We start from the raw sequence: 25659 nt of genomic DNA on the forward strand, positions 1-25659 counted from the left end.
GGCGCCGAAGCGCCCGTCGCTCAAAGGGGGCAGACAAAGCGCACTAGCTCTCGTCACCGAAACCCAGCAGCGACGCATTGCGTATGTGGCTGTGGTCGCCGCGAAGATGCCTGATGCGCAGCTTCACCCCGGGCCTGAGCCATTGTGTCCCCGGCCGTTTCTTCATGGCCTCTGGCGGCGGCCCGGCGTGCTCCCGAACCCGCTTGAACAGCCGCTCCTTCATGTCGCGGCCGAGGCTGATCAGGGCGGAACCGACATATTTCCCGGTGCCGGGCTGTGCCAAAAGGGCGAAGGCTGCCTCGCCGGGCTGGCGCTCGACGCCCAGCAGTTCGAATTCATCGACCGTGAAGCTCTTGGTCGTCAGCCAGTTCGAGGTCAGGCCGCTGCGATATTTGCTGTCGGCGCGCTTCGAGACAATTCCCTCAAGCTCGACCTCCTCGACGAGGTGGAAGAGCGACCGCGCGTCACCTGGCAGGGCCTCGCTGAACCGAATCCGGCTGTGCGGCTTGATGATACCGCTGAGAATTTCGCGGCGCGCCTTGCAGCCGACGTCGCGCAGATCATGGCCGTTCAGGTGCAGAATGTCGAATGCGCACAGGTACATGCCGTAGGGATTGTCGTGGACGGCGTTCTGGAGCGCGTTGAAGTCGGGCATGCCGGCCTTGTCGGTGACGACCGCCTCGCCGTCGATGATGGCGTTTTTCACCTCAAGCTCCGCCGCGGCTTCCAAAATGCCCAGGTACTGACGCGTCCAGTCCTTACCGGTTTCGGTATAGACGCGGATATCCTCGGGGCCGTTGATAATGATCTGGGCGCGGTAGCCATCCAGCTTGATCTCATGAATCCAGTTGTCACCCTCGGGCGGCATGGCCACCAGCTTGGGCTCCATCGGGGGAATGAACTCTAGCCGGCCGGTGCCGGCATCTGCCCGCCTGCGCATGGAACCCAGTCTAGGTCATCGGCGTATATTAGCCATAGTGAATATGATAAAATTCTAAAAGGACGTGCGATATGGCAGACGACAAAAGCAAACGCGACTTTCGCGACCGCAACAAGATATCGGCGGACGATGATTATGAAGTGAACTTCTTCGCTCTGCAGAATAACATCACGCCGGAGCAGGTGCGCGAGCTGATCCGCAAGCACGGCAACGATCGGGCAACCCTGACCGCCGCCGCGAAGGCATTGCCGGCACAATGATGACCAAACTCTCAGAGGTGCCGCGAGCCTTTTTGTTGGCTCAGCAATATCCTGACATCGTTTAGCGTGGAACCGCAGGCATTCCCGAGACTGAGCGCGCCGTTTCGGCGGAGAAAACCACGAAGGCAAAGATGAGCACGCTGGCAGCGACGATCATCGAGCCGGTGGCGACGATCGGCTCAAGCGCCGGATTTCCATGCAGCATCAAGTAGAGGGCCGGCAACATCACCACCAAGCCAAAATTATAGACGCCATAATGGACCATTGCGATAGTGCGGGCGGCTTTTGTCGGGTTCAGGGCGTAGTACCCACCGAATATTGCACTTGTTACCCATCCCAGGAGATTGATGTGTGCGTGAGCCGGGTAGGCGCCGTGATTGCCTGAAATTGCCATTTGCAGGCCGGCTGCAATTCCCAGAATAAGAAAGACGATCGCTGTCTTGAAAAAGAGTTCCGAGATTTTCGGCATGTCATGTCCTCCCAAGCCGTTGCAGGCGGCCCGGCAGCCTGTTGGGGGTGACCGGCTGGCCACCGGGCCTAACCGGCTTGCGCCGGCTGATGAAAACATGCGCTCACCCTAATATAAATGCAACATCGAGATACCGGGTGCGCACAGCGGAGTTTGACGATCTGGACTCCCGTCCCAAAGCGGGCGGCCGGAAAGCGATTTCGGTTCAATCGTCCGCGTGGAAAACGCTAGCCAGGACGCCGCAGGTGTTCGACAAGCGCGCGCAGCTTCGGCGCGACGTTGCGACGGCTCGGATAATAAAGGTAGAAGCCGGCAAAGCGCGGGCAATAGTCGACGAGAACCGGCACCAGTTCGCCCCGAGCGATCCACGGGCGAAAGCTTTCCTCCATGCCGAAAGTGATGCCGGCTCCGGCGATGGCGAGCTTTATCATCAACGCCATGTCGTTGGTCGTGATCTCCGGCGCAACCGCGACGCTGAACTCCTTGCCGTCCTCGGCGAATTCCCAGCGATAGGGCGCGACCTTCGGGGCGCGACGCCAGCCAATGCAGCGATGGCCCGCGAGTTCCTGCGGATGCGACGGCTCGCCAAACCGATCACGATAGGCCGGCGCGCAGGCGGCCAGCTGCCGCTCCTCACCGGCGACAGGCACCGCGATCATGTCCTGCTCGATCACCTCGCCGAGCCTGACGCCGGCATCGTATCCCTCGGCGACGATATCGAATTCCTCGTCCGTCACCGTGATGTCCATCCGGACCTCCGGATTGGCTTCGGCAAAGGTCGCCAGGAACGGCCCTGAAAGAAAGCGCTCGGCGATCGACGAGACGGCGAGCCGCAACTGCCCGCGCGGACGCCCGCGCAGGTCCCCTGTGCTCTCCATTGCGGCGCGCATGTCGGCGATGGCGGGCGCTATCTCGGCGTAGAGGCGTTCGCCAGCCTCGGTCAGGCTGACGCTTCGCGTCGTGCGCTGGACCAGCCCGATACCGAGCGTCTCTTCCAGCCGCTTCATCGTCTGGCTGACCGCCGAGCGGGTGACGCCCATCCGGTCCGCAGCCGCGCGAAAGCTCCGCTCCTCGGCGACGAGGGCGAAGACGGCAAGCGCATTGAGATCCGGCTGCATTGGTTAGCTGTGCTTTCGACGCTGTAAACGAATGGTCGTCTTATCGCTACAGTGAAACAGATCCATCTTCGTGGCAACCGCTGCATCGCGGTTCAAGGATCAACCAGACGGAGACCGAACATGTCCCTCAACCCAAACTTGTCCCCCAACAAAGTCGTGCTCATCACCGGGGCTTCGAGCGGCATTGGCGCCGCCATCGGCCGGGAGCTCGGTGCCGCCGGGGCAAAGGTCATGCTGGGTGCGCGCCGCACCGGTCGGCTGGACGCCCTCGCAGAAGAGATCAGGGCAAAGGGCGGGGAGGCACTGACACGCCGCCTGGACGTGACCGACCGCGCCGATGTCGCCGCCTTTGCCGAAGCGGCGCGCCAGGCCTGGGGGCGCGTCGATGTGATCGTCAACAATGCCGGCGTCATGCCGTTGTCGCTGATGGCCTCGATGAAGGTCGACGAATGGGAGCGAATGGTCGACGTCAACATCAAGGGCGTGCTCTACGGCATCGCTGCGGTGCTGCCGCAGATGACGGCCCGAGGCTCCGGCCATGTCGTCAACATCGCCTCCATCGGCGCGCTTTCGGTATCGCCGACAGCCGCTGTCTATTGCGCAAGCAAATACGCGGTCCGCGCCATCTCCGATGGCTTGCGGCAGGAGCACGACAACATCCGCGTCACCTGCATTCATCCCGGCGTGGTCGAGAGCGAGCTCGCCGGCACGATCACCGATCCGATCGCAGTGGAAGCGATGAAGACCTATCGCGCCATTGCGCTGCAGCCCGACGCGATCGGCCGTGCCGTGCGCTTTGCCATCGAACAGCCGGACGATGTCGACGTGAACGAGATCGTCATCCGGCCGACAGCCAGCAAGTAGTCCTATGAAACAGATTTCCATACTTGCCGCTGCCGTGCTTGTTGCCGGCGCGGCCGGCTTATCCGCACAGAAAGGTTTTGCCCAAATGAATATCGCGCAGAATTCCGTTACCCCAGCTTCGGCAAGCCACTCCTATGTCGGGATGTGGGTCACGGCGGATGGCCATATCCGCCACAACTTGCTTCCAAATGGTCGCTATGACGAAGCGCGCGGGAACCGTGACAGCGCATACCAGGGGCGCTATGAGATCCGGGGAAATCACATCGACTACTGGGACGACACCGGCTTTACCGCTGACGGAACGTTCATCGACGGCGTGCTGCACCACGCCGGCATGATCTTGTATCGGGAGAAGTAGATGACGTTCGTATTTCGATAAAAAGATTTCGCATGGCGCCGCTGCACCATATGTCTCTGGTGCGCAGCCAAAAACAGGGGCTCACCTTGCCAACCGAACCACGTTCTCCACGTCTTGCAGTGCTGATCGACGCGGACAATACCTCGGCCAAGATTGCCGACGGTTTGTTCGAGGAAATCGCGAAGATCGGCGAGGCAAGCGTCCGTCGCATCTACGGCGATTTCTCTAGCACCCGCTCAAAGGCATGGGCGGATGTGCTGTCGAAGCATGCGATCATCCCGCAGCAGCAATTCGCCTACACCACCGGCAAGAACGCATCCGACATCACGCTCGTCATCGACGCCATGGACCTTCTCCACAGCGGGCGGTTCGAAGGCTTCTGCCTGGTGTCGTCCGACAGCGATTTCACCCGCCTTGCCGCTCGCATCAGGGAGCACGGGATCGACGTTTATGGGTTTGGCGAGCAGAAGACGCCGGAGAGTTTCCGGCAGGCTTGCCGCCGGTTCGTATACACCGAGAACCTGCTGCCGACTGCGCCAGCCAACGCGAACGATGCGGCGCCGACGAAGTCCTTGCAGCCGCCCAGCGCCGCGACGCCGATCATCACCAGGGTCATTTCACAGATGGGAACCGAGGACGGCTGGGTGCCGCTCGGCATTGTCGGCAATCAACTCGCCAATCTGGCATCGGACTTCGATCCCAGGACCTTCGGCTTTCGCAAGCTGAGCGATCTCGTGCGCAAGACCAATGCCTTTGAGATCGATCATCCCGAGGGTGGAGCGATGCGTATAAGAGTCAAGCCAGCTGCGAAGGGCAGAGAGAAATCGAGGTCGGCAGCATCGCGCTGAGCCCTGCAAAAAGCTAGCTGTCCCAGTCCAATTGGTGTCCGATCGGCCTCTGGTCGGACCACAATTTCGCTGGCGAAAACCTCCATTCGGCGTATTATTCTCGTGGCAGAGAGTTCATGGCGGAGGAGGCCAATGGACATCGTTTCGAGAGCGCCTGTCGTTGACTTGCCGGCCCATGAACTCGTTTCATCTGCGCTTTCAAAATTCCGCGCCGGCGACACCATATCGACCAGAGCCGCAATAGATACCATCCGCCGGGCAGGCCCAGCTTGTACGGACAGCGACGACCAACTGGTCGAGCTTATCGTCATGACCGCAATTGGTAGGACCATGGGGATCGTGTTCGACCATCGGTGCCGCTGATGCACATCGCCCGGCCCGCAATTGGCTTGCGCACTGTCTAAAATGAGACTGGCGACATAAGCCACTCAGTAACCATGAATTGTGATCGGGATTGATCGCGCCATTCGCTGTCGGAACGAATAATCCGGCTGCGCCGTTGCTGTCCTTGGAGTCGAGGATTGACGGCAATGCGTGATGAACAATTCGACGTTCCGGTGACGATCGAGAGCGAACGCACCGGACGCCGGCTTTCTGTGACGAGGACGGTCCAGGCGGCCTCGCTTCTGGTCGACAAATGGCCAGACGAAAAGCGCGGGCCGAAATATCGCGCGGCCTTGAAAGCCATGATGGATGCGATGGAGCAGCGGCGGGCGGTTGGCACTGCGCGGCGGGCATTCACGGCGGCAGCCAAGGAAGCCCATGTGTTTGTGCGCGAAGGCCGGCATTAAGGCGCGCCACGTCTGAAGAGCGCGATGCGACGTGCTTTTGGTTCTTGTTTTTAGGGATGTCGTTGCCCAAGACCATGTCGTTGTCCCAAAACCGCTGCGCACTTTTGGGCGACATGCATTAAGGAACCTCACGAAATCTCCGCCGTTATGCTCCAGGTCCAAGAGACTGTTTCGAAAGTCGCTCCGGCGAGTCATATGGTGGTGGTTTCGAGAACGGAGCGCAGCGGACGTTCGGGTCCGTGAGCACCGGAAGCGCAGAAAACGCCATCAGATGGCCGCCGGAGTAGACTTTCCAAACAGCCTCTAAGTGAGGAGAGAACTGCCATGCCAGACGACAAGACCAAGACCGACAACCGCGATCGCTCACAAGTAGCCGGCGACGAAGACTATGAGGTGAGGCATCTCGCCGAGGAAGCCGGCATCACTCCCGACCAGGCTCGCACGCTGATCAAGCGCCACGGCACCGACCGCAAAGTGCTGAACGAAATCGCCAAGAGCATAAAGGCATTGTGATGGCTGACAAACGGACCGCAATGGCAGATCGGAAGAAACGCGAACCGGACGACAAGGAGGCCCTGCGCCTGGCCGAGACAACTGACGTTTCGCCCAACCAGGCGAAGGATCTGATGCGCAAGCACGGCAAGGACAGCGCCAAGGTCGAGAAGGAAGCCAAGAACTTCAAGGCCGAAGGCTGAGCAGCCGATTTGGCGGCGCGAGTCCGCCCTCGTTCCCGCATCAGCTTCGCACGCGCCAGCCATTCGCTCGCCGGACGACAGCCGCATTCCGTTCTTCGATGAACTGGGCGGGAAGCGGGCGTATGCGCCGAAATCGTTGATTTTCAGTGGCTCCGCGCCGGTGCACGACTTGTCTTCGAGCGCCGCGCAGAGAACCGCGACGGCAAATCCTTTATAGGATTCCTATTTCTTTCCTCTTCGCCACGTCTCGAACCTTTATGGGGTTTGGATCCATATTCCGTCGGGAAGGACACATCTCGGTCGCCATTATCATCGCGACAGAGTGTCTTCACATGACTTCAACGCTGCCCGGCTGCAGGCAAGCCAGTGCAAAAACGAAAATAAGGAACAGCTCCGATGGACATCATCGTTCTCGGGATAGGGTTTTTGTTTTTCGCCCTGTTCTTCGCCTTCGTCAAAGCCTGCGACAGTCTTTAGGCGGAAGGACCGCAACATGCTTGTCGACTATATCCTCGGTGGCGCTGTGACCCTGTTCCTTCTCGTCTACCTGACATACGCCCTCATTCGCCCAGAACGTTTCTAACGGCAACTGGCGCAGGCACGGAAGGCTATTTCAATGACTTTCAACGGATGGATGCAGATCCTCGTCTATTGCGGGATCGTCGTTTTGCTGGTGAAGCCGCTCGGCGGCTACATGTATCGCGTTTTCAGCGGCGACCGCACATTCCTCTCGCCGATTTTGGGTCCTGTCGAGCGCAGCCTTTATCGCATCTCGGGGACCAGCGAGCGTGAGGACCAGCACTGGACCACCTACGCGGCGGCCGTGCTGTTCTTCAACCTCGCCGGCTTCCTGGTGCTCTACGCCCTGCAACGGCTGCAAGGCAGCCTGCCTTACAATCCGGCCGGCATGAGCTCCGTCGAACCCGGGCTCGCCTTCAACACCGCCGCCAGCTTCATGACCAACACCAACTGGCAGAACTACGGCGGTGAAAGCACGATGTCCTATCTCGTGCAGATGGCCGGCCTCACCGTGCAGAACTTCCTGTCCGCAGCGACCGGCATCGCCATCGCAATCGCGCTGATCCGCGGCTTCACCAAGGCTTCCGGCAAATCGATCGGCAATTTCTGGGTCGATATGACCCGGTGCACCCTTTACCTGCTGTTGCCGCTCTGCATGGTGCTGACGCTGGTCTATGTCTATCTCGGCATACCGCAGACGCTCAGCGCCTATCTCGACGCCACAACCCTGGAGGGCGCGCGGCAGACGATCGCGGTCGGGCCGGTTGCCTCGCAGATCGCCATCAAGATGCTCGGCACCAATGGTGGCGGCTTCTTCAACGCCAATGCCGCGCATCCCTTCGAAAATCCCGATGCGATCTCGAATCTGATCCAGATGGTTTCGATCTTCGCCATCGGTGCGGCGCTGACCAACGTCTTCGGCCGCATGAACGGCGACCAGCGCCAGGGTTGGGCGATCTTGACTGCAATGGGCGTCCTGTTCATCGCCGGCGTTGCCGTCTGCTACTGGGCGGAAGCATCAGGCAATCCGCTGGTCCATGCGCTGGGCATCGACGGCGGCAACATGGAAGGCAAGGAAACGCGCTTCGGCATCGCTTTGTCGGCGCTGTTTGCGGTGATCACCACCGCCGCGTCCTGCGGCGCCGTCAACGCCATGCATGACAGCTTCACAGCGCTTGGCGGCATGATCCCGATCATCAACATGCAGCTCGGCGAGGTCATTGTCGGCGGTGTCGGCGCCGGTCTCTACGGCATCCTGATGTATATCGTGATCGCCGTCTTCGTCGCCGGACTGATGGTCGGACGCACGCCCGAATATCTCGGCAAGAAGATCGAGGCCAAGGAGGTCAAGATGGCGATGCTCGCCATTCTCTGCCTGCCGCTGGCGATGCTGATCTTCACCGCCATCGCGGTGGTGCTGCCGACAGGCGTCGCTTCGATGGCCAATGCCGGCCCGCACGGCTTCTCCGAAGTTCTCTATGCCTACACCTCGGCTGCCGCCAACAACGGCTCGGCCTTTGGCGGCCTGACCGGCAACACGCCCTGGTACAACGTCACGCTTGCCATCGGCATGCTGATGGGCCGCTTCCTGGTCATCATCCCGGCTCTGGCGATCGCCGGCTCGCTGGTCGCCAAGAAGACGGTGCCCGCCTCCGCCGGCACCTTTCCGACCGACGGGCCGCTGTTCGTCGGGCTGCTGGTCGGCGTCATTCTGATCGTCGGCGGCCTCACCTTCTTCCCGGCGCTGGCAGTCGGGCCGATCGTGGAGCACCTGGCCGGCATCCACGGGCAGACTTTCTGAACCGTCCCACCTTGGATGAATGTCATGTCCTGGCTCAAATCCATACGTCGCAAGATTCGGCATCGAGACGATCGGAAAGGGGCAACCCCGCCTCCTTTCCCGACCCCGCCGGCTTTTCCGACCTTGTCCACGTTCTTCGGCATTGCGGCAGTCATGATCGTGGTCTGGCTGCTGGCCTCCGCGCTTCCGCATCTGCTTTCGGCATCCGATCGATCGGTGCCGTCCAATAATATCGATACTGGAGCCACCAAATGAGCCAGTCCAAATCCGCTGTCATCATGGATGCCCGTATCCTGCTGCCCGCCGTCGACGGCGCCTTCAGGAAACTCAACCCGCGCACCTTGATGCGCAATCCGGTGATGTTCGTCGTCGCCGTCGTCTCGGCGCTCACCTCAGTCCTGTTCGTCAAGGATCTCGTCACCGGCGGCGGCGATCTCGGCTTCTCGCTGCAGATCATCATCTGGCTGTGGTTCACCGTGCTTTTCGCCAACTTCGCCGAAGCGGTCGCCGAAGGCCGCGGCAAGGCCCAAGCCGATTCGCTGCGCAAGGCTCGCACCGAGACCCAGGCCAAGCTGTTGAGCGGCGACGACCGCACCAGGTTCAAGCTGGTGCCAGGCACCAGCCTGAAGGTCGGCGACGTGGTGCTCGTCGAGGCCGGCGACATCATTCCGTCGGACGGCGAGGTGATCGAAGGCGTCGCTTCGGTCAACGAGGCGGCGATCACCGGCGAATCGGCTCCGGTGATCCGAGAATCCGGCGGCGACCGTTCGGCGGTGACCGGCGGCACGCAGGTTCTGTCCGACTGGATCCGCGTGCGCATCACCGCGGCCTCCGGCCACACCTTCCTCGACCGCATGATCTCGCTGGTCGAAGGCGCTGCGCGCCAGAAGACGCCCAACGAGATCGCGCTCAACATCCTGCTCGTCGGCATCACGCTGATCTTCGTGCTGGCCACGGCAACGATCCCGAGTTTCGCCGCCTATTCGGGCGGCACCATTTCGGTGACCGTCCTCGTCGCCCTGTTCGTCACCTTGATCCCGACGACGATCGGCGCGCTGCTTTCGGCCATCGGCATCGCCGGCATGGATCGCCTGGTGCGGTTCAACGTGCTGGCGATGTCGGGCCGCGCGGTCGAGGCGGCGGGTGACGTCGACACGCTGCTGCTCGACAAGACCGGCACGATCACGCTCGGCAATCGCCAGGCGACGGCATTCCGCCCGGTCAAGGGCGTCACCGAGCAGGAGTTGGCCGACGCGGCGCAGTTGGCCTCGCTTGCCGACGAAACGCCGGAAGGCCGCTCGATCGTCGTGCTGGCGAAGGAGAAATACGCCATCCGTGCCCGCGACATGGCAGCACTGCATGCCGCTTTCGTGCCCTTCACCGCGCAAACCCGCATGAGCGGCGTCGACATCGATGGCTCTTCGGTTCGCAAGGGCGCGGTCGATTCGGTGCTCGCGTTCGTCAATCAGTCGACGGTCGCTACGCATGGCACGCGCCCCGGCAGCGACACCGTCCGCGATCTGCAGGCGATCGCCGACGACGTCGCCAAATCCGGCGGCACGCCGCTTGCGGTCGAGCGCGACGGACGCCTGCTCGGCGTCGTCCATCTCAAGGATATCGTCAAGGGCGGCATCCGGGAACGCTTCGCCGAACTGCGCAAGATGGGTATCCGCACGGTCATGATCACCGGCGACAACCCGATGACGGCGGCGGCGATCGCGGCGGAGGCCGGCGTCGACGATTTCCTTGCCCAGGCGACGCCCGAGGACAAGCTGAAGCTCATCCGCGACGAACAGGCCAAGGGCAAGCTCGTCGCCATGTGTGGCGACGGCACCAATGATGCGCCGGCCCTTGCGCAGGCCGATGTCGGCGTCGCCATGAACACCGGCACCGTCGCCGCACGCGAAGCCGGCAATATGGTCGATCTCGACAGCGATCCGACCAAGCTGATCGAGATCGTGGAAATCGGCAAGGCGCTGCTGATGACGCGCGGCTCGCTGACGACCTTCTCGATCGCCAACGACGTGGCCAAGTATTTTGCCATCATCCCGGCCATATTCGCCGTCTTCTACATCGCGCCGGGGCAGACGTCAGGTCCGCTGCAGGCGCTCAACATCATGCATCTGGCAACGCCGCAGAGCGCCATTCTCTCGGCCATCATCTTCAACGCACTGATCATCGTCGCGCTGATCCCGCTGTCGCTAAGAGGCGTCAGATATCGCGCCGTCGGCGCCGGCGCGCTGCTCGGCCGCAACCTTCTTGTCTACGGCCTCGGCGGCCTCGTCGCCCCCTTCGTCGGCATCAAGGCGATCGACATGGCCATCACCGCGCTAGGCCTCGCATAGGGAATCAAGTCCATGCTCAAGCAAATCAGACCCGCGATCACCATGATCGTTTTCTTCACCATCCTGACCGGCCTGATCTATCCGATCGGCATGACCGGCATCGCCCAGGCCTTGTTCCCGCGCCAGGCCAATGGCAGCCTGATCGAGAGGGACGGCAAGCTCGTCGGCTCCGAGCTGATCGGCCAGGCTTTTGCCAGCGAGCGCTATTTTCATGGCCGGCCGTCGGCTGCCGGCGACGGCTACGACGCCGCCGCTTCGAGCGGCTCGAATCTCGGGCCGACCAACGCCAAGCTGATCGACCGCGTCAAGAGCGATGCCGACAGGCTGAAAGGGGAAAATCCGAACCAGCCGGTGCCGATCGATCTGGTCACGACTTCAGGCAGCGGCCTCGATCCGCATATCAGCCCCGAGGCCGCCTATTTCCAGGTCGCCAGGGTGGCCAGGGCCAGGGGCGTCGATGAAGCCAGGGTCAAATCCCTTGTCGACAGCCACCTCGAGGACCGCGAACTCGGTTTGATGGGAGAGCCTGTGGTCAATGTGCTGGCGCTCAACCTGGCGCTGGACGAGGCCACCAGGCAATGAATGGTGGGAAGCAATGAGTGGTGGGCTGGGGATCGACACCATCCCCGGCGCCATTCATGATCGATTGTGATGCCGGACGACAGAAGCAACGAAACCAGACCCTCACCCGACGCCCTGCTTGACCGTGCGGAGCGGGAGGGGCGCGGTCGTCTGCGGATTTTTCTGGGTGCAGCACCCGGTGTCGGCAAGACCTATGAAATGCTGATGTCGGGCCGTGCAAGATTGGCCGACGGAGTGGACGTGGTGATCGGCGTCGTCGAGACGCACGGCCGCAAGGAAACCCAGGTGCTGGTCGACGGCTATGAGGTGATTCCGCGTCGTCGGGTCGACTACAAGGGGCGCGCCCTCGAGGAGATGGACCTCGATGCCATCCTTGCCCGGCGGCCGGCGCTGGTCCTCGTCGACGAACTGGCCCATACCAACGCGCCGGGCAGCCGCCATCCCAAGCGCTATCTCGACGTTCAGGAAATCCTGACGCACGGCATCGACGTCTACACCACGCTCAACATCCAGCATGTCGAAAGCCTGAACGATGTCGTGGCGCAGATCACGCGCGTCAGGGTGCGCGAGACGGTTCCAGACTCCATCATCGATCAGGCCGACGACATCGAGATCATCGATCTCACGCCCGACGACCTGATCAAGCGACTCGAGGAAGGCAAGGTCTACATCCCCAGCACCGCCCGGCGCGCGATCGAGAATTATTTCTCGCCGGGCAATCTGACGGCGCTCAGGGAACTTGCGCTGCGCCGCACCGCCCAGCGCGTCGACGAGCAGTTGCTGACCCACATGCAGGCCCACGCCATACCCGGACCCTGGGCGGCGGGGGAAAGGGTTCTCGTCTGCGTCGACGCGCGTCCGGGCGGGGCGGCCCGCGTCCGCTATGCGCGGAGATTGGCCGACCGGCTCCGCGCCCCCTGGACGGCGCTTCACGTCGATACCCCTCGTTCAGCCGCCACGTCCGAGGAGGCCAAGGATCGGCTGGCGACGCTGCTGCGCCTTGCCGAGCAACTCGGCGCCGAGGTAACGACCATTCCAGGTCAGAACGTCGCGCAGGACATCGTTCGCCATGCGACCGCCAACAACTTCACCCATATCGTGATCGGCAGGCCGACCCGATCGCGCTGGCGGGAATTGATCGAAGGCTCACTCACTTATGATCTCATCCGCCATGCCGGCGACATCAGCGTCCATGTCATTTCGGGAAACGAACGCAACGCCGAGGCGACGTCGAGGGCTGTCAAGACGGCGGACGAGCAGTGGCAATTCGAGATCTGGCCCTATCTCAAGGCCACGGCCTACGTTGTAGGCTCGCTCGCCTTCGCCGTCCTTCTCCACCAGTTTCTCGACGTCCGCAATCTGGCGATCATCTTTCTCATCGGGGTTCTGACATCGGCGGTGACCGGGGGTCTCTGGCCGGCTTTGTATGCCTGCGTCGTCAGCGCCATTGCCTTCAACTATTTCTTCCTGGAACCACGTTACACGCTGACGATCCAGGATCCGGAGAGCATCGTGGCGCTGGCTGCCTTCGTGGTTGTTGCGGTCATTGCCAGCAATCTGACAGTGCGCGTGCAGCGACAGGCGGTCGCTGCCCGCTCGCGGGCACGCGCCACGGAAGATATCTATCTCTTCTCGAAGAAGCTCGCCGGCGCCGGCACGCTTGACGACGTGCTCTGGGCGACTGCCTTCCAGATAGCTTCGATGCTGAAGTTGCGCGTGGTGCTGCTGCTGCCGGAAAACGGCACGATCACCGTCAAGGCCGGTTACCCACCCGACGACACGCTGGCCGAGGCCGACATCGCGGCCGCCCGTTGGGCCTGGGAGCACGATCGTCCCGCGGGCCGCGGCGCTGACACACTTCCCGGAGCAAGACGCCTGTATCTGCCGTTGCGGACCGGGCGCACCGCTGTCGGCGTCGTCGGCCTCGACAACGACAAGCAAGGTCCGCTGTTGACGCCCGAGCAGCAGCGCCTGCTGGACGCGCTCGCCGACCAGGCGGCAGTCGCCATCGAACGCATCCAGCTTGTTGCCGACGTCGACCGGGCCAAGCTCGAGGCCGAGGCGGACCGCCTGCGCTCGGCGCTGCTGACCTCGATTTCCCACGACCTGAAGACGCCGCTTGCCGCCATCATGGGCGCCGCCGGCACATTGCGGGAATTTGCACCGGCGCTTCCCGAAACGGACCGGGCGGAACTGCTGTCGACCGTGCTCGACGAATCGGAACGGCTGAACCGCTTCATCGCCAATCTGCTTGACATGACCAAGATCGAATCCGGCGCGATGGAGCCGAACTACGCGTTCCACTATGTCGGCGACATTGTCGGCACCGCCTTGCATCGAGCCAGAAAAATCATTGGCGAACACAAGACCGAAGTCGACATTCCCACGGATCTGCCGATGCTGAGGGTCGACCCCGTCCTGTTCGAGCAGGCGCTGTTCAATCTCCTCGACAATGCCGCTAAATTTGCCCCGCCTGGTTCGACGATCCGCCTGCAGGGCTGGGCGGACAATGGTTCCGTCATCCTGCAGATCATGGACGAGGGGCCAGGCATTCCGCCGGCGGATCTGGAGCGCATTTTCGACACGTTCCACCGGGTGCGCAAGGGCGATCAGGTCCGTGCCGGCACCGGGCTTGGGCTCTCGATCTGCCGTGGCTTCATCGAGGCGATGGGCGGGACGATTTCGGCGGCCAACAGAACCGACCGCTCGGGTTCGGTTTTTACCATCAGAATGCCGGTGCCGACGGAACTGCCCGCGGTGGACGACGACCCCAACGGCGATGACCGAAATGTGGGCGACCCCGACGTGGCTAAATTGGCATGACGAATCTGGACGTCAGGATATTGGTCGTCGATGACGAACCGCCGATCCGCAAGCTGCTCCGCGTCGGCCTTGGCAGCCAGGGCTATGCGATCAGCGAGGCGCCGAACGCTAAGACGGCGATCGAACTCGTGGAGACGGAAAAGCCGGACCTGATCCTGCTCGATCTCGGCCTGCCCGGCATGGGCGGCCACGAATTGCTGCGCAAATGGCGGGACGACAGCCTGGATGTTCCCGTCGTCATCCTTTCCAGCCGCACCGACGAGGCCGGCATCGTCTCGGCACTTGATTTCGGCGCCGACGACTATATCACCAAGCCGTTCGGCATGAACGAGCTTGTCGCGCGCATCCGCGTGGCGCTCCGCCACAAGTTCCAGCAGCAAGGCGAGAAGCCGGTCTTCCACACCGGCGATCTCACGGTCGATCTGGTGAAGCGCATCGTCATGATCGAGGACAGGGAGATAAAGCTCTCGCCGAAGGAGTACGACATCCTGCGCATCCTCGTGCAGCACGCCGGCAAGGTTCTCACCCACCAGTTTCTTTTGAAGCAGGTCTGGGGCGATTCGACCGACGTGCAGTATCTCAGGGTCTATGTGCGGCAGCTCAGGCAAAAGATCGAGAAAACGCCCGACCAGCCGCGTTACATCACCACCGAAACCGGCGTCGGATACCGCCTGCGCGAAGTTGACTGAAGCGAGGGCCGCGGGCGAGCCCGTCTAACCCCGCTGCGGGGCTGGCGTCCTACCATCAGCCGCCTGTTGCGGCTGATCCAGCGCTCCACAACCAAGCGTCCCGCTTGCACGGCGAAGCCGACTTGATCAGCTTTTCCTTTAACGATCTTGACAGCGATCGAGATGGCTTCGGCCACACGGTCCCTGATGTCTAGGATCGGCGATTAACCATCGGTTGATGGGAGAGGTCGACGCGAGGCGTTCGGGACCGGACCGGGCGCCGTCCCGATCTGGATGCCGGCGGCATGCGGGGTAAAGGACGAGAGCCCGACCTCTTGCCGGCGGCATAGCCGCGGCCGCCACTGTCACGGCCTGGCGCGCACGTCGCGCATCGCGAGAACGCGCATAATTGAATGTCACACTTGCTGGTTGCATTACAATATGAAATTTTGTGTTATCGTACCCCCACAAATTCTCTTTAACAAAATCATGGTTAACAGCTGCTTGCCGCAGGTTAGCCACAGTCGGCTTTTACCAAGCGTGATTGGGGAAATTCTACAACTTGGCGGGACCGTCCAAAAACGAAACAGTGGAGCGACGACCTAATGCCGCAACATAGCGCACAAGAACAATATCTACTTGAACTTATCAACGCGGAGAGGGCTAAGGCCGGCGTGCAGCCGCTGGCCTTTGACAATGATCTCAGCGAGTCGGCTGAGGGGCACAGCAGATGGATGCTTGCAACCGACACCTTTTCTCACACGGGGTCGGGAGGCTCCTCGCCCACCCAGCGCATGAAGGCGGCTGGCTACACCCTCGCCGGCTCCTGGGCGACAGGGGAGAACATCGCGTGGGCTACGACCAGGTCACCGACAGGCTATAATGACGAGATTCTGCTCCTGCACAACAACCTGATGAACTCCCCGGGTCATCGTGCCAACATCCTCAACGGCAACTTCCGCGAGGTAGGGCTTGGATTCGAGGTTGGCGATTACCGGGGGCGCTCCAGCGGTTTCGTGACGGAGAATTTCGGCAAGACAGGATCAGACCTGTTCCTGACCGGTGTGGCGATCGACGACAAGGACGGGGACAGGTTCTACGATCCCGGTGAAGGTCTATCCGGTCTCACCATCACGGCAAAGAGTTCGACGGGCACGACGTTTACGGCGAAGACCACGGGCGCCGGCGGCTACGACCTCGCCCTCAAGCCGGGCACCTACACAGTAACCTTCTCGGGGGCGGGCATCGAAGCTTCGACGCGCACCGTCTCTGTCGGGAGCAAGAACGTCAAACTCGATCTCGTCGATCCGAAGCAGGGATCGGTCGCTGCCGTTCAGGATGAACCTGCGGCTTCCGATCCGGCGCCGCAGCAGGCCCCGACGCCAACCGCGCCAGCTGAACCGGCCCCGACAACGCCGCCGGCTTCTGGGCAGCCGGTTTCTGGCCAGCCGGACTCTGGCCAGCCGGTTTCTGGCTCCCAGTGGCTTGCAAACTTCTTCGGCAAACAGGGCGCAAACTTCCGGTCTGAGCAGACCCTGGCCGAACATGAGGAGGCCGAAGCAACGCCTGGCACGGCTAAGGAGAGTGGCGCACAGGTGGCGCTTGAGGGCGATAACATCGTGTTTCCACAACTCGGGAACGCTCGGGGCCAACTCGACGACGCTATCGAGCAGGTCCGGGACGCTGTATCGACCGCGCTAGCAAATGCGGGCGATCCGAGACCGGCTTTTGATTGGGCAGAGTATGCACATACGCAAGCGGGCGATGCCGACGCGCTGGCTGCGAAACTCATCGAGCAACTGTCTGCGCATAACAACAGCGTGATCGCCGATCAGGCCGCGTAGCCAATGCCGGACGATGCGGGCCTGCAGTTATGGGCCCGCATCGCCTGCTGACGCATGCGGTTGATCGAGGGGACATCAATGTCACAATCTGGTTCAGAGAAGCTCCGCCCGCCGAGGGCGAAGTCCGAATTGGCTGCCTGCCTGGCGCATTTCCGGCGCGCCTTTTTGGCGGTGGCGGGTTTCAGCGGCCTTATCAACGTGCTGATGTTGTCCGGCTCGGTGTTTATGCTGCAGGTCTACGACAGGGTCCTGCCCAGCCGTAGCGTGCCGACGCTGGTGGCTCTGGTCCTGCTGATTTCGATTCTATATGTTTTTCAAAGTGCACTCGACGCGATCCGCGGCCGGGTGCTGGCGCGTATCGGCAGCGGACTCGACGAGCGCCTGAGTGAGCGGACCTACCGCGTGATGTCGCAACTGCCCTTGGCCAGAGGCCGTTCGGGCGAAGGCATGCAGCCGGTGCGCGATCTCGATCAAATCGGCGGTTTCCTGGCCAGCGGTGGTCCCGCCACTCTTTTCGACCTGCCGTGGATGCCGCTTTATCTCGCGCTCTGTTTTGCCTTCCATCCTTGGCTCGGCCTGGCTGCGCTGATTGGGGCGATCCTGCTTTTGGCATTGACCGTGCTCACGGAGAAAACGGTCCGCCGTCCAGCAACTGAAATGTCTGGATATGCCGGAGCGCGCAGCAGTATCGCACTGGCAAGCATTCGCAATGCCGAGGTGCTCGAAGCGATGGGCATGAGATCCACTATGGCCTCGCGCTGGGCGGAAGCAAACGGCAAATACAGGCAGGCGCAGATGCGCGCCAGCGATGTCACGGGTTCATTCGGCGCGCTCTCCCGCGGCTTTAGGATGCTGCTGCAATCAGTCGTTCTCGCGATCGGAGCGTATTTGGTGATCGGCCAGGAAGCCACGCCTGGCATCATCATCGCAAGTTCTATTCTCACCGCGCGAGCGCTGGCGCCAGTCGAACTCGCAATTGCGCACTGGAAGAACTTTCTTGCCGCCAGACAAGGCTGGCACCGGCTGAACGAACTTTTCACGCAGTTCCCTGCCACAGAGGATCGCTTGCAGCTGCCGCCGCCGCGGACACAACTCTCGGTTGAAGAGATCAGCGTCGTTCCGCCAGGCGAACGCCGTTTTGTCGTACAGGATGTTGCGTTTTCGCTGAGTGCCGGCTCCGCGCTCGGTGTCATCGGTCCGAGTGCATCGGGCAAATCGTCACTGGCCCGGGCGCTCGTCGGCGTCTGGCCGGCAGCGCGCGGCAAAATCCGCCTGGACGGCGCCGCCATCGAACAGTGGCCGGCTGAGGCACTGGGGCGGCACATCGGGTATCTGCCGCAAGATGTCGAACTTTTCGCGGGCACCATTGCTCAAAACATTGCCCGTTTTGATCCTTCTCCGGATCCGGCAACCATTATCGCGGCGGCCAAGACCGCGGGCATGCACGAAATGATCCTGCGCTTGCCTCGCGGATATCAGACCGAGATCGGCGAGGGCGGCGCATCGCTTTCAGCAGGACAGCGGCAGCGCATCGGACTGGCCCGCGCGCTTTATGGTGATCCTTTCCTCGTTGTTTTGGATGAACCGAACTCGAATCTGGACGCTGGAGGCGAGCAGGCTTTGACCCAGGCGATCCTTGCAGTCAAACAGCGGCACGGAGTGGTTGTCGTAATCGCCCATCGTCCAAGCGCCCTGGCGGCAGTGGACCTTATACTTGTTCTCGACTCCGGCCGTCAGCACGCATTTGGGGCGAGGGATCTGGTCGTCCGGGGCACGACGCGGAGTGCCTCCGTGGGAACGCTTCAAGCAGTTGCCCCGGAGGAAAAGGCATCAGGATGACGTTATTTCATGATCGATCGTTCTTTGGCGCGCGTAACGGCGTGAGGGGGATGATTCCGCATATTCGTGCCGGAGCGAGCCATCTGGCCGGCGTCAAGGGCAAAATCGGCGGGCTGCCGTTCGTTCGGGCTAACCTCCCTACCGATGTGCGATCGCAGCCGACGCAGAACGACTTATCCCTTCGCCGGTATATGCTTCTTGGCGCCGCAACCGTGGCGCTGCTTGTCGGCGGCCTTGGTGCATGGGCCGCAACGACGGAATTGTCAGGCGCCGTCATCGCTACCGGCCATATCGCAGTGGAATCCAACGTCAAGGCGGTTCAGCATCCAAGCGGCGGCGTTGTGGGTGAGATCAACGTGCGCAACGGCGATGAAGTCAGAGCAGGCGATATTTTGCTCCGTCTCGACGACACGCTTACACGCGCCAATCTCGCCGTCATAACCAATACCCTGGACGAACTCTCGGCGCGGGAGGCACGCCTCACAGCGGAGCGTGAGGGTGCCGAGGCGATAGCCTTTTCCGAAGATCTCACCAGCCGCTCCTCTGTTGGACATGTGGCGCGTGTGATCGGCGGGGAGCAGAAACTTTTCGCTTTGCGCCGGGGAGCTTACCGTGCCCAAATCGAGCAACGCAGGCAACGGGTGAGCCAGCTCAAGGAGGAGATAGCGGGCCTCGAGGCACAAAGGGCGGCCAAGGAGCACGAGATTGCGTTGGTCCGCGACGAGATCAAGGGCGTCAGGGGCCTTTGGGAAAAGAAACTCGTCCAGCGGTCGCGACTCCTGGACCTGGAGCGGGGCGAGGCTCAGATCGAGGGAGGGCGCGGCCAACTCGTCGCTGCGATAGCCGAAGCGAACGGCAGAATCAGCGAAACAGAAATGGCCATCATCCAGATCCAGCAGGATTGGCGCAGCGAGGTCGCGAAAGAATTACGCGAAACGGAGGCTCGAACCACAGAATTGGCAGAGCGAAAGATCGCTGCGGAGGAATTGCTTAGACAGACCGATATTCGTTCACCCCAGAACGGACGGGTGCATCAGCTTGCGATCCATACAGTCGGCGGCGTCGTCACGACCGGCGAGCCAATTATGATGATTGTCCCGACCGCTGACGAATTGACTGTGGACGCACGCATCGCGCCTCAAGACATCGATCAGGTCCAGCCCGGCCAGCTTGTCCATCTGCGGCTGTCGGCGTTCAGCCAGCAGGTCACGCCGGAAATCGAAGGACATGTAGCAACGGTTTCTCCCGACCTCGTCGAAGACGAGCGGAACGGACTATCCTACTACAGCGTGCGGATCAGGCTTGACGAAGGCAAGCTTGGCTCGTTGGATCCGGAAAGCCTCAAGCCAGGCATGCCGGTGGAGGCGTTCATGCGCACGACCGATCGCACCGTCATCTCGTTTCTGATGAAGCCATTGACCGACCAGATCAGCCGCGCATTCCGCGAATAGTCGCGCGGCTGGCCTATCGCCGTGCCGTGGCCACGGCTCCGGGGAACGCAGCCCGGCCATGCCGAGCTTTTCAACTGTGTGATGTTGCGGTTCAAATTATCTAAGCCAGGCCTGAAAGGTATGGAACCGCAGGGTGCTCTCCAGCTTCTTGTCGTCGGCCTCGTATTGGTGCCCTTCGCCAGCACACATCGGTCGACGGGCTTTGCGCCCTGACTGGCTAGCCCGCCAATTCCGCTCCGGCGTGGCTTTAGCCATGGCATCATCAAGACAAGCGCCCTATATAATCGCAGGGTTCTGTTTCGTGCGGGCCCAAGATGTATTTCGTAAGGGAATGGATGGATGTCGCCGCTTCGCCTTTCGACGATCTTGATGTCGGCAACCCTGGCAACAGCGATGCTGTCGGGCGCGTCTGTCTCCGCGCAGAACGTCGTTCCCGCCAATCGCAATACGGTGGTCCTGCAAGGCGAATTGCAGATGCTGGAGAATAGGGTGCGACGGCAGCAATTTCAGCAGCAGCAACAGCAGTTCCGTGCCCAGGATCGCGTGGTCGTGCCGCAACGGCCAGATGTGCCGCAGATGGCGCCTACTTGCCAGTTGCGGCGATCGGGCAGCCGCTTCATCAGCGTCTGCCGCTGATGGCCCGGCGTTTTCATTTATTTAGCTGATATGCTTGAACGCCGCTCTACTTTAAGTAGCATCAAAGGCAGTTTTGATTTTCGCAACGTGCCTTTGCGCTTGGGCACTGCCCTGATTGGATCGTCGGCAATGGCAGCCACCAAGAAGAAGGTCGTGCGCAAGGCGAGGAAGGGCGAGCGGATCCGCCAGGTCGCGGCAATTCCCTTTCGGCTGGGCAGGCATGGCGGCGTCGAGGTGATGCTGGTCACCTCGATATCGACAAGGCGCTTTATCGTGCCCAAGGGCTGGCCGATGAAGGGCAAGAGTGGGCGCAAGGCAGCCACCATCGAAGCGCGGGAGGAAGCCGGCGTCCTCGGCAAGACGCTGAAGCAGCCGGCCGGCACCTATTCCTACTGGAAGCGGCTGACGAACCGCTTCGTCCGCGTCGACGTCACCGTCTACCTGCTGGCGGTGACGGAGGAACTGGCCAACTGGCAGGAAGCCAAAAGGCGGCAGCGGGCATGGCTGGCGCCGGCAGACGCAGCCGTGCTTATCGACGAGCCCGAACTTTCAACGCTGCTGAAGAACTTGAAAATTCCCCAGCCAGCGCCCGCTGGCGAACTTGAACCAAGGTCTCATTTGGCGTCGTCCTCTCCCTGAGGGAAAGACCGCACCGGCGTGCCGGTATAGGCCCACAACCATTCGCGCGGCAGTGGTCCTTTGTTGCGGTCGCTCTGTTGCGACTGTTCCCACGCATGCGCCAAGATGCCGACCGAGCGCGACAGCACGAAAAGGCCACGTGTCAGCGGCGGCGGAAAGCCGAGCTCGCCATAGATGACGGCGGTGGCGCCGTCGATGTTGAGCGGGATCTTCTTGCCCTTGCGCCGCGCGACCTCGGCCTCGACAGCCTCGGCGATGTCGGCGAAACGTCCGCTGACGACGCCGCGCGCGGCAAAATCGCGGGTCAGCTCAATGAGACGCGGCGCCCGCGGATCGACCGGGTGGAAGCGATGGCCGAGCCCCGGCACATAGGATTTTTCCTCGGCGAAGAAGCGATCGAGCCGCGACGCGACGGCATCGGCAAGCGTCACGCCTGCGTCCAGTGCCGCGGCGATGTCGCCGTAGAAGGCAAGCGTCTGCTCGCCGGCGCCGCCATGCACGTCGCCAAGCACATTGATGGCTGAAGCCATGGCGCTGTTGATGCCGACGCCGCAGGTGGCCGCCATGCGGGCAATGGCGATCGACGGCGCCTGCGGCCCGTGGTCGACGGCCGCCCCCAGCGCGATACCGAGCAGCGCCGCCTGCTCCTCGCCAGGCAGTTCGCCGCGCAGCATCAGCCAGATCATCGCCGGAAAGCTGACGCGGCCGATCAGGTCCTGGATCTCATAGCCACGCAGCCGGATCACGCCAGGGCGCATTTCGATGATATCGGTCTGCCACCATTCCTCACCGCGCTCGCGGCCGGTTTTTTTCTCAACGTTGCTCATGTTCTCGCGTCGCTCATGCCTGCGCCCTTTTCTTGACGCGCGGCGGCAGACTGGCAAACACCTCGTCCATGTGCTCGCCCAGCGCCGGCGGCGGCTTGGTCGGCAACGGTGCTTCGCCATCGACCATGAACCCGCCGCGCACGACGGTCAGCGGCCGGTCGATGTTCGGCATGCTATCGAAACGGGCGGTCATCTCGCGCTCGATCACTTGCTGCTCGGCCAGCACCTGCGGGATCGTCAGCACCCTGCCCGCCGGCACGCCTGCGCGATTGAGCGTCTCCTCCCAGGCCGCGGCCGAGCTGTTCGCCAGGGCATCCTCGATCAGTGCCTTCAAGGCGATGCGATTGCGCTTGCGCGTCTCGCGCTCGGCAAAGCGCGGGTCCGACGCCAGCTCCGGCAGCCCGACCAGCCGGCAGAGCGTGACGAACTGCTCCTGCTTGTTGGCGGCGATGTTGAGCAGACCGTCGCCGGTGCGAAACGTGCCGGAAGGTGCCGCCGTCATGTTCTCGTTGCCCATCGGCTGCGGCTCGACGCCTGCCGTCAGATAGTTGGAGACCGGCCAGCCCAGCGCGGAAAGCGTGCATTCTAGCATCGACACGTCGAGGAAAGCGCCCTCGCCTGTCGTCTTCTGCTTCACAAGTGCCGCCGTGATGGCGAACGCCCCGACCAGCCCACCCAGCGTGTCGGCGACGGGGTATCCGACACGCAGCGGCGCGGTCTGCGCTGTGCCGGTGATGCTCATGATGCCCGAAAGACCCTGGATGATCTGGTCGTAGGCCGGATTGTCGCGCATCGGCCCGGTCTGGCCGAAGCCCGAAATCGCGCAATAGACAAGACTGGGGCGGACCTCTTTCAGCCTGGCATAGCCGAGCCCCAGCCGATCCATCACGCCGGGGCGGAAATTCTCGACCAGCGCGTCGGCGGAGGCGACCAGATCGAGGAAGCGTTCGCGATCGGCCTCTTTCTTGAGATCGAGCACCACCGATCGTTTGCCGGCGTTCTGCGCCAGGAATGAAGCGCCCATGCCGGTGCTGTTGAGTTCCGGCGAGCCGCCGAGCTGGCGCGCCAGATCGCCGCCTTGCGGCGCCTCGACCTTGATCACATCGGCCCCGAGCAGCGCCAGCTGATAGGCACAGTAGGGGCCAGCCAGAACATTGGTCAGGTCGAGGACGCGGATGCCGGACAGCAGATCGGTCATGATGTCACAAACAGGTTAGGCATCGCCCGGCACGTGTTCCGGTCCACGCATGCGGCGGCGTTCGATGTAAGCGTAGACATGCGGCCCGATCAGCCCGATGAACGCCAGCGTCAGCAGTGTCAGCGATAGCGGATGTTTGTAGAACACCGACCAGTCGCCGTTCGAGATGGTCATCGCGCGGCGGAACTGCGTTTCGGCGAGCGGCCAGAGGATCATGCCGATGATGACCGGCGCCGTTGGGAAATCGAAGCGCCGCATCAGGAACCCGGCCCCGCCGAGCAGATAGAGGATGACGAGGTCGGTCGGCGACTGAGAAATACCGTAGGTGCCGACCGTGGCGAACACCAGGATGCCGGCATAGAGCTGCGGCGCCGGGATTTTCAGCAGCCGCACCCACAATCCGATCAGCGGCAGGTTGAGGATGACGAGAATGATGTTGGCGATGAACAGGCTGGCGATCAGCCCCCAGACCAGATTGGCCTGCGTCATGAACAGCATCGGCCCGGGATTGATGCCATAGCTTTGGAAGGCCGACAGCATGATCGCGGCCGTCGCCGAGGTCGGCAACCCAAGCGTCAGCATCGGCACCAGCACGCCGGCGGCCGATGCGTTGTTGGCGGCTTCCGGCCCGGCAACGCCTTCGATGGCGCCGACCGTGCCGAACTCCTCCTTGTGTTTGGAGAGCTTTTTCTCGATTGCATAGGACAGAAAGGTCGGGATTTCGGCGCCGCCGGCCGGCAGCGCGCCGATCGGGAAGCCGAGCAGGGCGCCGCGCAGCCAAGCCTTCCACGAGCGTGCCCATTCGGCCGCCGTCATGTAGAGCGAGCCCTTCAGCGGCACGATCTCGTCCTTGCCGGCATAGCGGCGCGAGGCCATGTAGAACGTCTCGCCGACCGCAAAGAGGCCGACGGCGACGACGATCACGTCGACGCCATCGAGCAATTGGCTCATGCCGAAGGTGAAGCGCGGTTGCCCGGTCTGCAGGTCGACGCCGATCATGCCGATGACGAAGCCGATGAACAGGCTGGTCAGGCCACGAACCGACGACGAGCCGAGCACCGCCGAAACCGTGATGAAGGCCAGCACCATCAGCGAGAAATATTCGGCCGGGCCGAAGGACAGCGCGAATTTGACGACGACCGGGGCCAGGAAGGCGACCCCCAGCGTGCCTAGCGTGCCGGCGACAAAGGAGCCGATCGCCGAAGTGGCAAGTGCCGCGCCGCCGCGGCCGGAACGGGCCATCCTGTTGCCTTCCAACGCAGTGACGATGGTCGCGCTTTCACCCGGCGTGTTGAGCAGGATCGATGTCGTCGAACCGCCATACATGGCGCCGTAATAGATGCCGGCAAACAGGATGAAGGACGCTTCCGGCGCCACCTGGTAGGTGATCGGCAAAAGCAGGGCGATGGTCAGCGCAGGTCCGAGGCCTGGCAGCACGCCGATCGCTGTCCCCAGTGTCGTGCCGAGCAGGCACCACATGAGATTGACCGGCGTAAAGGCGACCGAAAATCCGTGCGCGAGATGGCCAAGCGTTTCCATGGCTTCAGCCTCTCAACATACGGATAATGGAATCGAGGCCCGTGTTCAGCTGGTTCTCGATGAAGCCGGCGCCGATGTTGACGCCGAGCGCCCTGGCGAAGCCGAAATAGGCGGCAAGCGCCAGGATCAGGCCAAGCAGCACGTCACGCAGCGGATGTCTGCTGCCGAATCCGTGGCAGATGAGAACGAACATGATCACCGAGGCTGCGGTGAAGCCAAGCGGCTGGATCAGAACAAGATTCGCGACCAGTCCGACGGCGACGATGCCCATCGCCTTCCAGTCGGTCGGGGTTTCCTTTTCTTCCTCCGGCTGCCAGCCGCCCCGCAGAGCGGCGACGATCAGCAGCAGGGAAAGGACCGTCATGCCGACCATGGTGATGTAGGGGAAGACGGTCGGGCCGACCTTGGAGTAGAGCGGCGACACCGGAATCGACAGCGTCTGCCAGGCCACTGCGCAGGCGCAGGCAAGAAGCCCGATGCCGATCAGCAATTCGGGCACGGCAAGGCGCGGCCGCGCCGCCTGCTGGTCGCTGGTGCTCATGATCGTCCTCCCTGGATAGCCGGTCTCCCACGGCCGACCTCATCGCAGTTTCACTCGCGCCGGA

At 62.3% G+C, this 25659-nt stretch carries 27 protein-coding genes and 1 pseudogene; 20 read left to right on the plus strand and 8 right to left on the minus strand.

Annotation, left to right across the window (positions count from 1 at the left end; translation table 11 throughout):
• Positions 1–43: 43 nt before the first annotated feature.
• Positions 44–940 carry an ATP-dependent DNA ligase gene (locus AC0L2R_RS18620; RefSeq protein WP_473510727.1) on the minus strand — a complete coding sequence of 299 codons (897 nt, stop codon included), beginning with the start codon at positions 938–940 and terminating at the stop codon, positions 44–46.
• A gap of 71 nt (positions 941–1011) precedes the next feature.
• Here AC0L2R_RS18620 and AC0L2R_RS18625 point away from each other — a divergent pair, with 71 nt between their 5' ends.
• A complete protein-coding gene (locus AC0L2R_RS18625) occupies positions 1012–1200 on the plus strand; it encodes a DUF3606 domain-containing protein (protein ID WP_254021160.1) in 189 nt (62 codons plus the stop codon).
• Between the two features lie 61 nt (positions 1201–1261).
• On the opposite strand, the gene AC0L2R_RS18630 is transcribed toward AC0L2R_RS18625, so the two are convergent.
• Both AC0L2R_RS18630 and AC0L2R_RS18635 read right to left on the minus strand, forming a co-directional pair.
• Positions 1262–1669, minus strand: a complete 408-nt coding sequence (locus AC0L2R_RS18630) for a hypothetical protein (RefSeq protein WP_091595630.1) — start codon at positions 1667–1669, stop codon at positions 1262–1264.
• Between the two features lie 227 nt (positions 1670–1896).
• The gene (locus tag AC0L2R_RS18635) at positions 1897–2787 is read right to left on the minus strand and encodes a LysR family transcriptional regulator (RefSeq protein ID WP_473510728.1); all 891 of its coding nucleotides are present in this window, start codon (positions 2785–2787) and stop codon (positions 1897–1899) included.
• 138 nt (positions 2788–2925) lie between these two features.
• Between AC0L2R_RS18635 and AC0L2R_RS18640 the strand changes: the two genes are divergently transcribed.
• The 14 genes from AC0L2R_RS18640 (at position 2926) to AC0L2R_RS18705 (ending at position 15102) form a co-directional block, all read left to right on the plus strand.
• Complete coding sequence (locus AC0L2R_RS18640; RefSeq protein ID WP_473510924.1) at positions 2926–3651, plus strand: SDR family oxidoreductase; 726 nt, start codon at positions 2926–2928, stop codon at positions 3649–3651.
• An 85-nt stretch (positions 3652–3736) separates the two neighbouring features.
• On the plus strand, positions 3737–4009 hold the full coding sequence (locus AC0L2R_RS18645; RefSeq protein WP_287196196.1) for an Atu4866 domain-containing protein: 273 nt from the start codon (positions 3737–3739) through the stop codon (positions 4007–4009).
• An 86-nt stretch (positions 4010–4095) separates the two neighbouring features.
• Positions 4096–4857, plus strand: a complete 762-nt coding sequence (locus tag AC0L2R_RS18650; RefSeq protein ID WP_091595693.1) for an NYN domain-containing protein — start codon at positions 4096–4098, stop codon at positions 4855–4857.
• Between the two features lie 132 nt (positions 4858–4989).
• Complete coding sequence (locus AC0L2R_RS18655; protein WP_027153036.1) at positions 4990–5220, plus strand: hypothetical protein; 231 nt, start codon at positions 4990–4992, stop codon at positions 5218–5220.
• Between the two features lie 167 nt (positions 5221–5387).
• Positions 5388–5648 carry a DUF982 domain-containing protein gene (locus AC0L2R_RS18660; RefSeq protein ID WP_167366476.1) on the plus strand — a complete coding sequence of 87 codons (261 nt, stop codon included), beginning with the start codon at positions 5388–5390 and terminating at the stop codon, positions 5646–5648.
• 324 nt (positions 5649–5972) lie between these two features.
• Positions 5973–6161: a DUF3606 domain-containing protein gene (locus tag AC0L2R_RS18665; protein ID WP_023797481.1), complete on the plus strand. Its 189-nt coding sequence runs from the start codon at positions 5973–5975 to the stop codon at positions 6159–6161.
• Complete coding sequence (locus AC0L2R_RS18670; RefSeq protein ID WP_036262205.1) at positions 6161–6343, plus strand: hypothetical protein; 183 nt, start codon at positions 6161–6163, stop codon at positions 6341–6343. Before AC0L2R_RS18665 ends, AC0L2R_RS18670 begins: the two co-directional genes overlap by 1 nt.
• A gap of 493 nt (positions 6344–6836) precedes the next feature.
• On the plus strand, positions 6837–6926 hold the full coding sequence (locus AC0L2R_RS18675; RefSeq protein ID WP_023797479.1) for a K(+)-transporting ATPase subunit F: 90 nt from the start codon (positions 6837–6839) through the stop codon (positions 6924–6926).
• A 33-nt stretch (positions 6927–6959) separates the two neighbouring features.
• A complete protein-coding gene (gene kdpA, locus AC0L2R_RS18680) occupies positions 6960–8663 on the plus strand; it encodes a potassium-transporting ATPase subunit KdpA (RefSeq protein WP_473510729.1) in 1704 nt (567 codons plus the stop codon).
• Positions 8664–8687: 24 nt separating this feature from the next.
• On the plus strand, positions 8688–8918 hold the full coding sequence (locus AC0L2R_RS18685) for a hypothetical protein (protein ID WP_473510730.1): 231 nt from the start codon (positions 8688–8690) through the stop codon (positions 8916–8918).
• Complete coding sequence (gene kdpB / locus AC0L2R_RS18690; protein WP_473510731.1) at positions 8915–11008, plus strand: potassium-transporting ATPase subunit KdpB; 2094 nt, start codon at positions 8915–8917, stop codon at positions 11006–11008. Before AC0L2R_RS18685 ends, kdpB begins: the two co-directional genes overlap by 4 nt.
• Positions 11009–11020: 12 nt before the next feature.
• Positions 11021–11590, plus strand: coding sequence for a potassium-transporting ATPase subunit KdpC (gene kdpC / locus AC0L2R_RS18695; protein WP_473494316.1), 570 nt, complete (start codon positions 11021–11023; stop codon positions 11588–11590).
• Between the two features lie 69 nt (positions 11591–11659).
• A complete protein-coding gene (locus tag AC0L2R_RS18700) occupies positions 11660–14413 on the plus strand; it encodes a DUF4118 domain-containing protein (RefSeq protein WP_473510732.1) in 2754 nt (917 codons plus the stop codon).
• Complete coding sequence (locus tag AC0L2R_RS18705) at positions 14410–15102, plus strand: response regulator transcription factor (RefSeq protein ID WP_473510733.1); 693 nt, start codon at positions 14410–14412, stop codon at positions 15100–15102. Before AC0L2R_RS18700 ends, AC0L2R_RS18705 begins: the two co-directional genes overlap by 4 nt.
• Before the next feature lie 56 nt (positions 15103–15158).
• Here the strand turns inward: AC0L2R_RS18705 and AC0L2R_RS18710 are convergent.
• Positions 15159–15432, minus strand: a pseudogene (locus tag AC0L2R_RS18710) (IS5/IS1182 family transposase); the annotation flags it as partial.
• A gap of 254 nt (positions 15433–15686) precedes the next feature.
• Between AC0L2R_RS18710 and AC0L2R_RS18715 the strand changes: the two are divergent.
• The 5 genes from AC0L2R_RS18715 (at position 15687) to AC0L2R_RS18735 (ending at position 21490) form a co-directional block, all read left to right on the plus strand.
• Positions 15687–16925 carry a CAP domain-containing protein gene (locus AC0L2R_RS18715; RefSeq protein ID WP_473510734.1) on the plus strand — a complete coding sequence of 413 codons (1239 nt, stop codon included), beginning with the start codon at positions 15687–15689 and terminating at the stop codon, positions 16923–16925.
• 78 nt (positions 16926–17003) lie between these two features.
• Positions 17004–18764 carry a type I secretion system permease/ATPase gene (locus AC0L2R_RS18720; protein WP_473510926.1) on the plus strand — a complete coding sequence of 587 codons (1761 nt, stop codon included), beginning with the start codon at positions 17004–17006 and terminating at the stop codon, positions 18762–18764.
• A complete protein-coding gene (locus AC0L2R_RS18725; protein WP_473494321.1) occupies positions 18761–20215 on the plus strand; it encodes an HlyD family type I secretion periplasmic adaptor subunit in 1455 nt (484 codons plus the stop codon). Before AC0L2R_RS18720 ends, AC0L2R_RS18725 begins: the two co-directional genes overlap by 4 nt.
• A 369-nt stretch (positions 20216–20584) precedes the next feature.
• Positions 20585–20851 carry a hypothetical protein gene (locus tag AC0L2R_RS18730; protein ID WP_473510735.1) on the plus strand — a complete coding sequence of 89 codons (267 nt, stop codon included), beginning with the start codon at positions 20585–20587 and terminating at the stop codon, positions 20849–20851.
• A 129-nt stretch (positions 20852–20980) separates the two neighbouring features.
• Positions 20981–21490 (plus strand): NUDIX hydrolase, encoded by a 510-nt coding sequence (locus AC0L2R_RS18735; protein WP_128247369.1) that lies wholly within the window; start codon positions 20981–20983, stop codon positions 21488–21490.
• On the opposite strand, the gene AC0L2R_RS18740 is transcribed toward AC0L2R_RS18735, so the two are convergent.
• The 4 genes from AC0L2R_RS18740 to AC0L2R_RS18755 are packed head-to-tail and all read right to left on the minus strand — an operon-like array spanning position 21466 to position 25595.
• Positions 21466–22317 carry a citryl-CoA lyase gene (locus AC0L2R_RS18740; RefSeq protein ID WP_473510736.1) on the minus strand — a complete coding sequence of 284 codons (852 nt, stop codon included), beginning with the start codon at positions 22315–22317 and terminating at the stop codon, positions 21466–21468. The genes AC0L2R_RS18735 and AC0L2R_RS18740 overlap by 25 nt on opposite strands.
• A gap of 13 nt (positions 22318–22330) precedes the next feature.
• On the minus strand, positions 22331–23515 hold the full coding sequence (locus AC0L2R_RS18745) for a CaiB/BaiF CoA transferase family protein (RefSeq protein WP_473510738.1): 1185 nt from the start codon (positions 23513–23515) through the stop codon (positions 22331–22333).
• Between the two features lie 15 nt (positions 23516–23530).
• Positions 23531–25054, minus strand: a complete 1524-nt coding sequence (locus tag AC0L2R_RS18750) for a tripartite tricarboxylate transporter permease (RefSeq protein WP_091595598.1) — start codon at positions 25052–25054, stop codon at positions 23531–23533.
• 4 nt (positions 25055–25058) lie between these two features.
• Positions 25059–25595 (minus strand): tripartite tricarboxylate transporter TctB family protein, encoded by a 537-nt coding sequence (locus tag AC0L2R_RS18755; protein WP_473510740.1) that lies wholly within the window; start codon positions 25593–25595, stop codon positions 25059–25061.
• Positions 25596–25659: the final 64 nt, after the last annotated feature.

The organism is Mesorhizobium sp. WSM4820 (genome assembly GCF_055811075.1).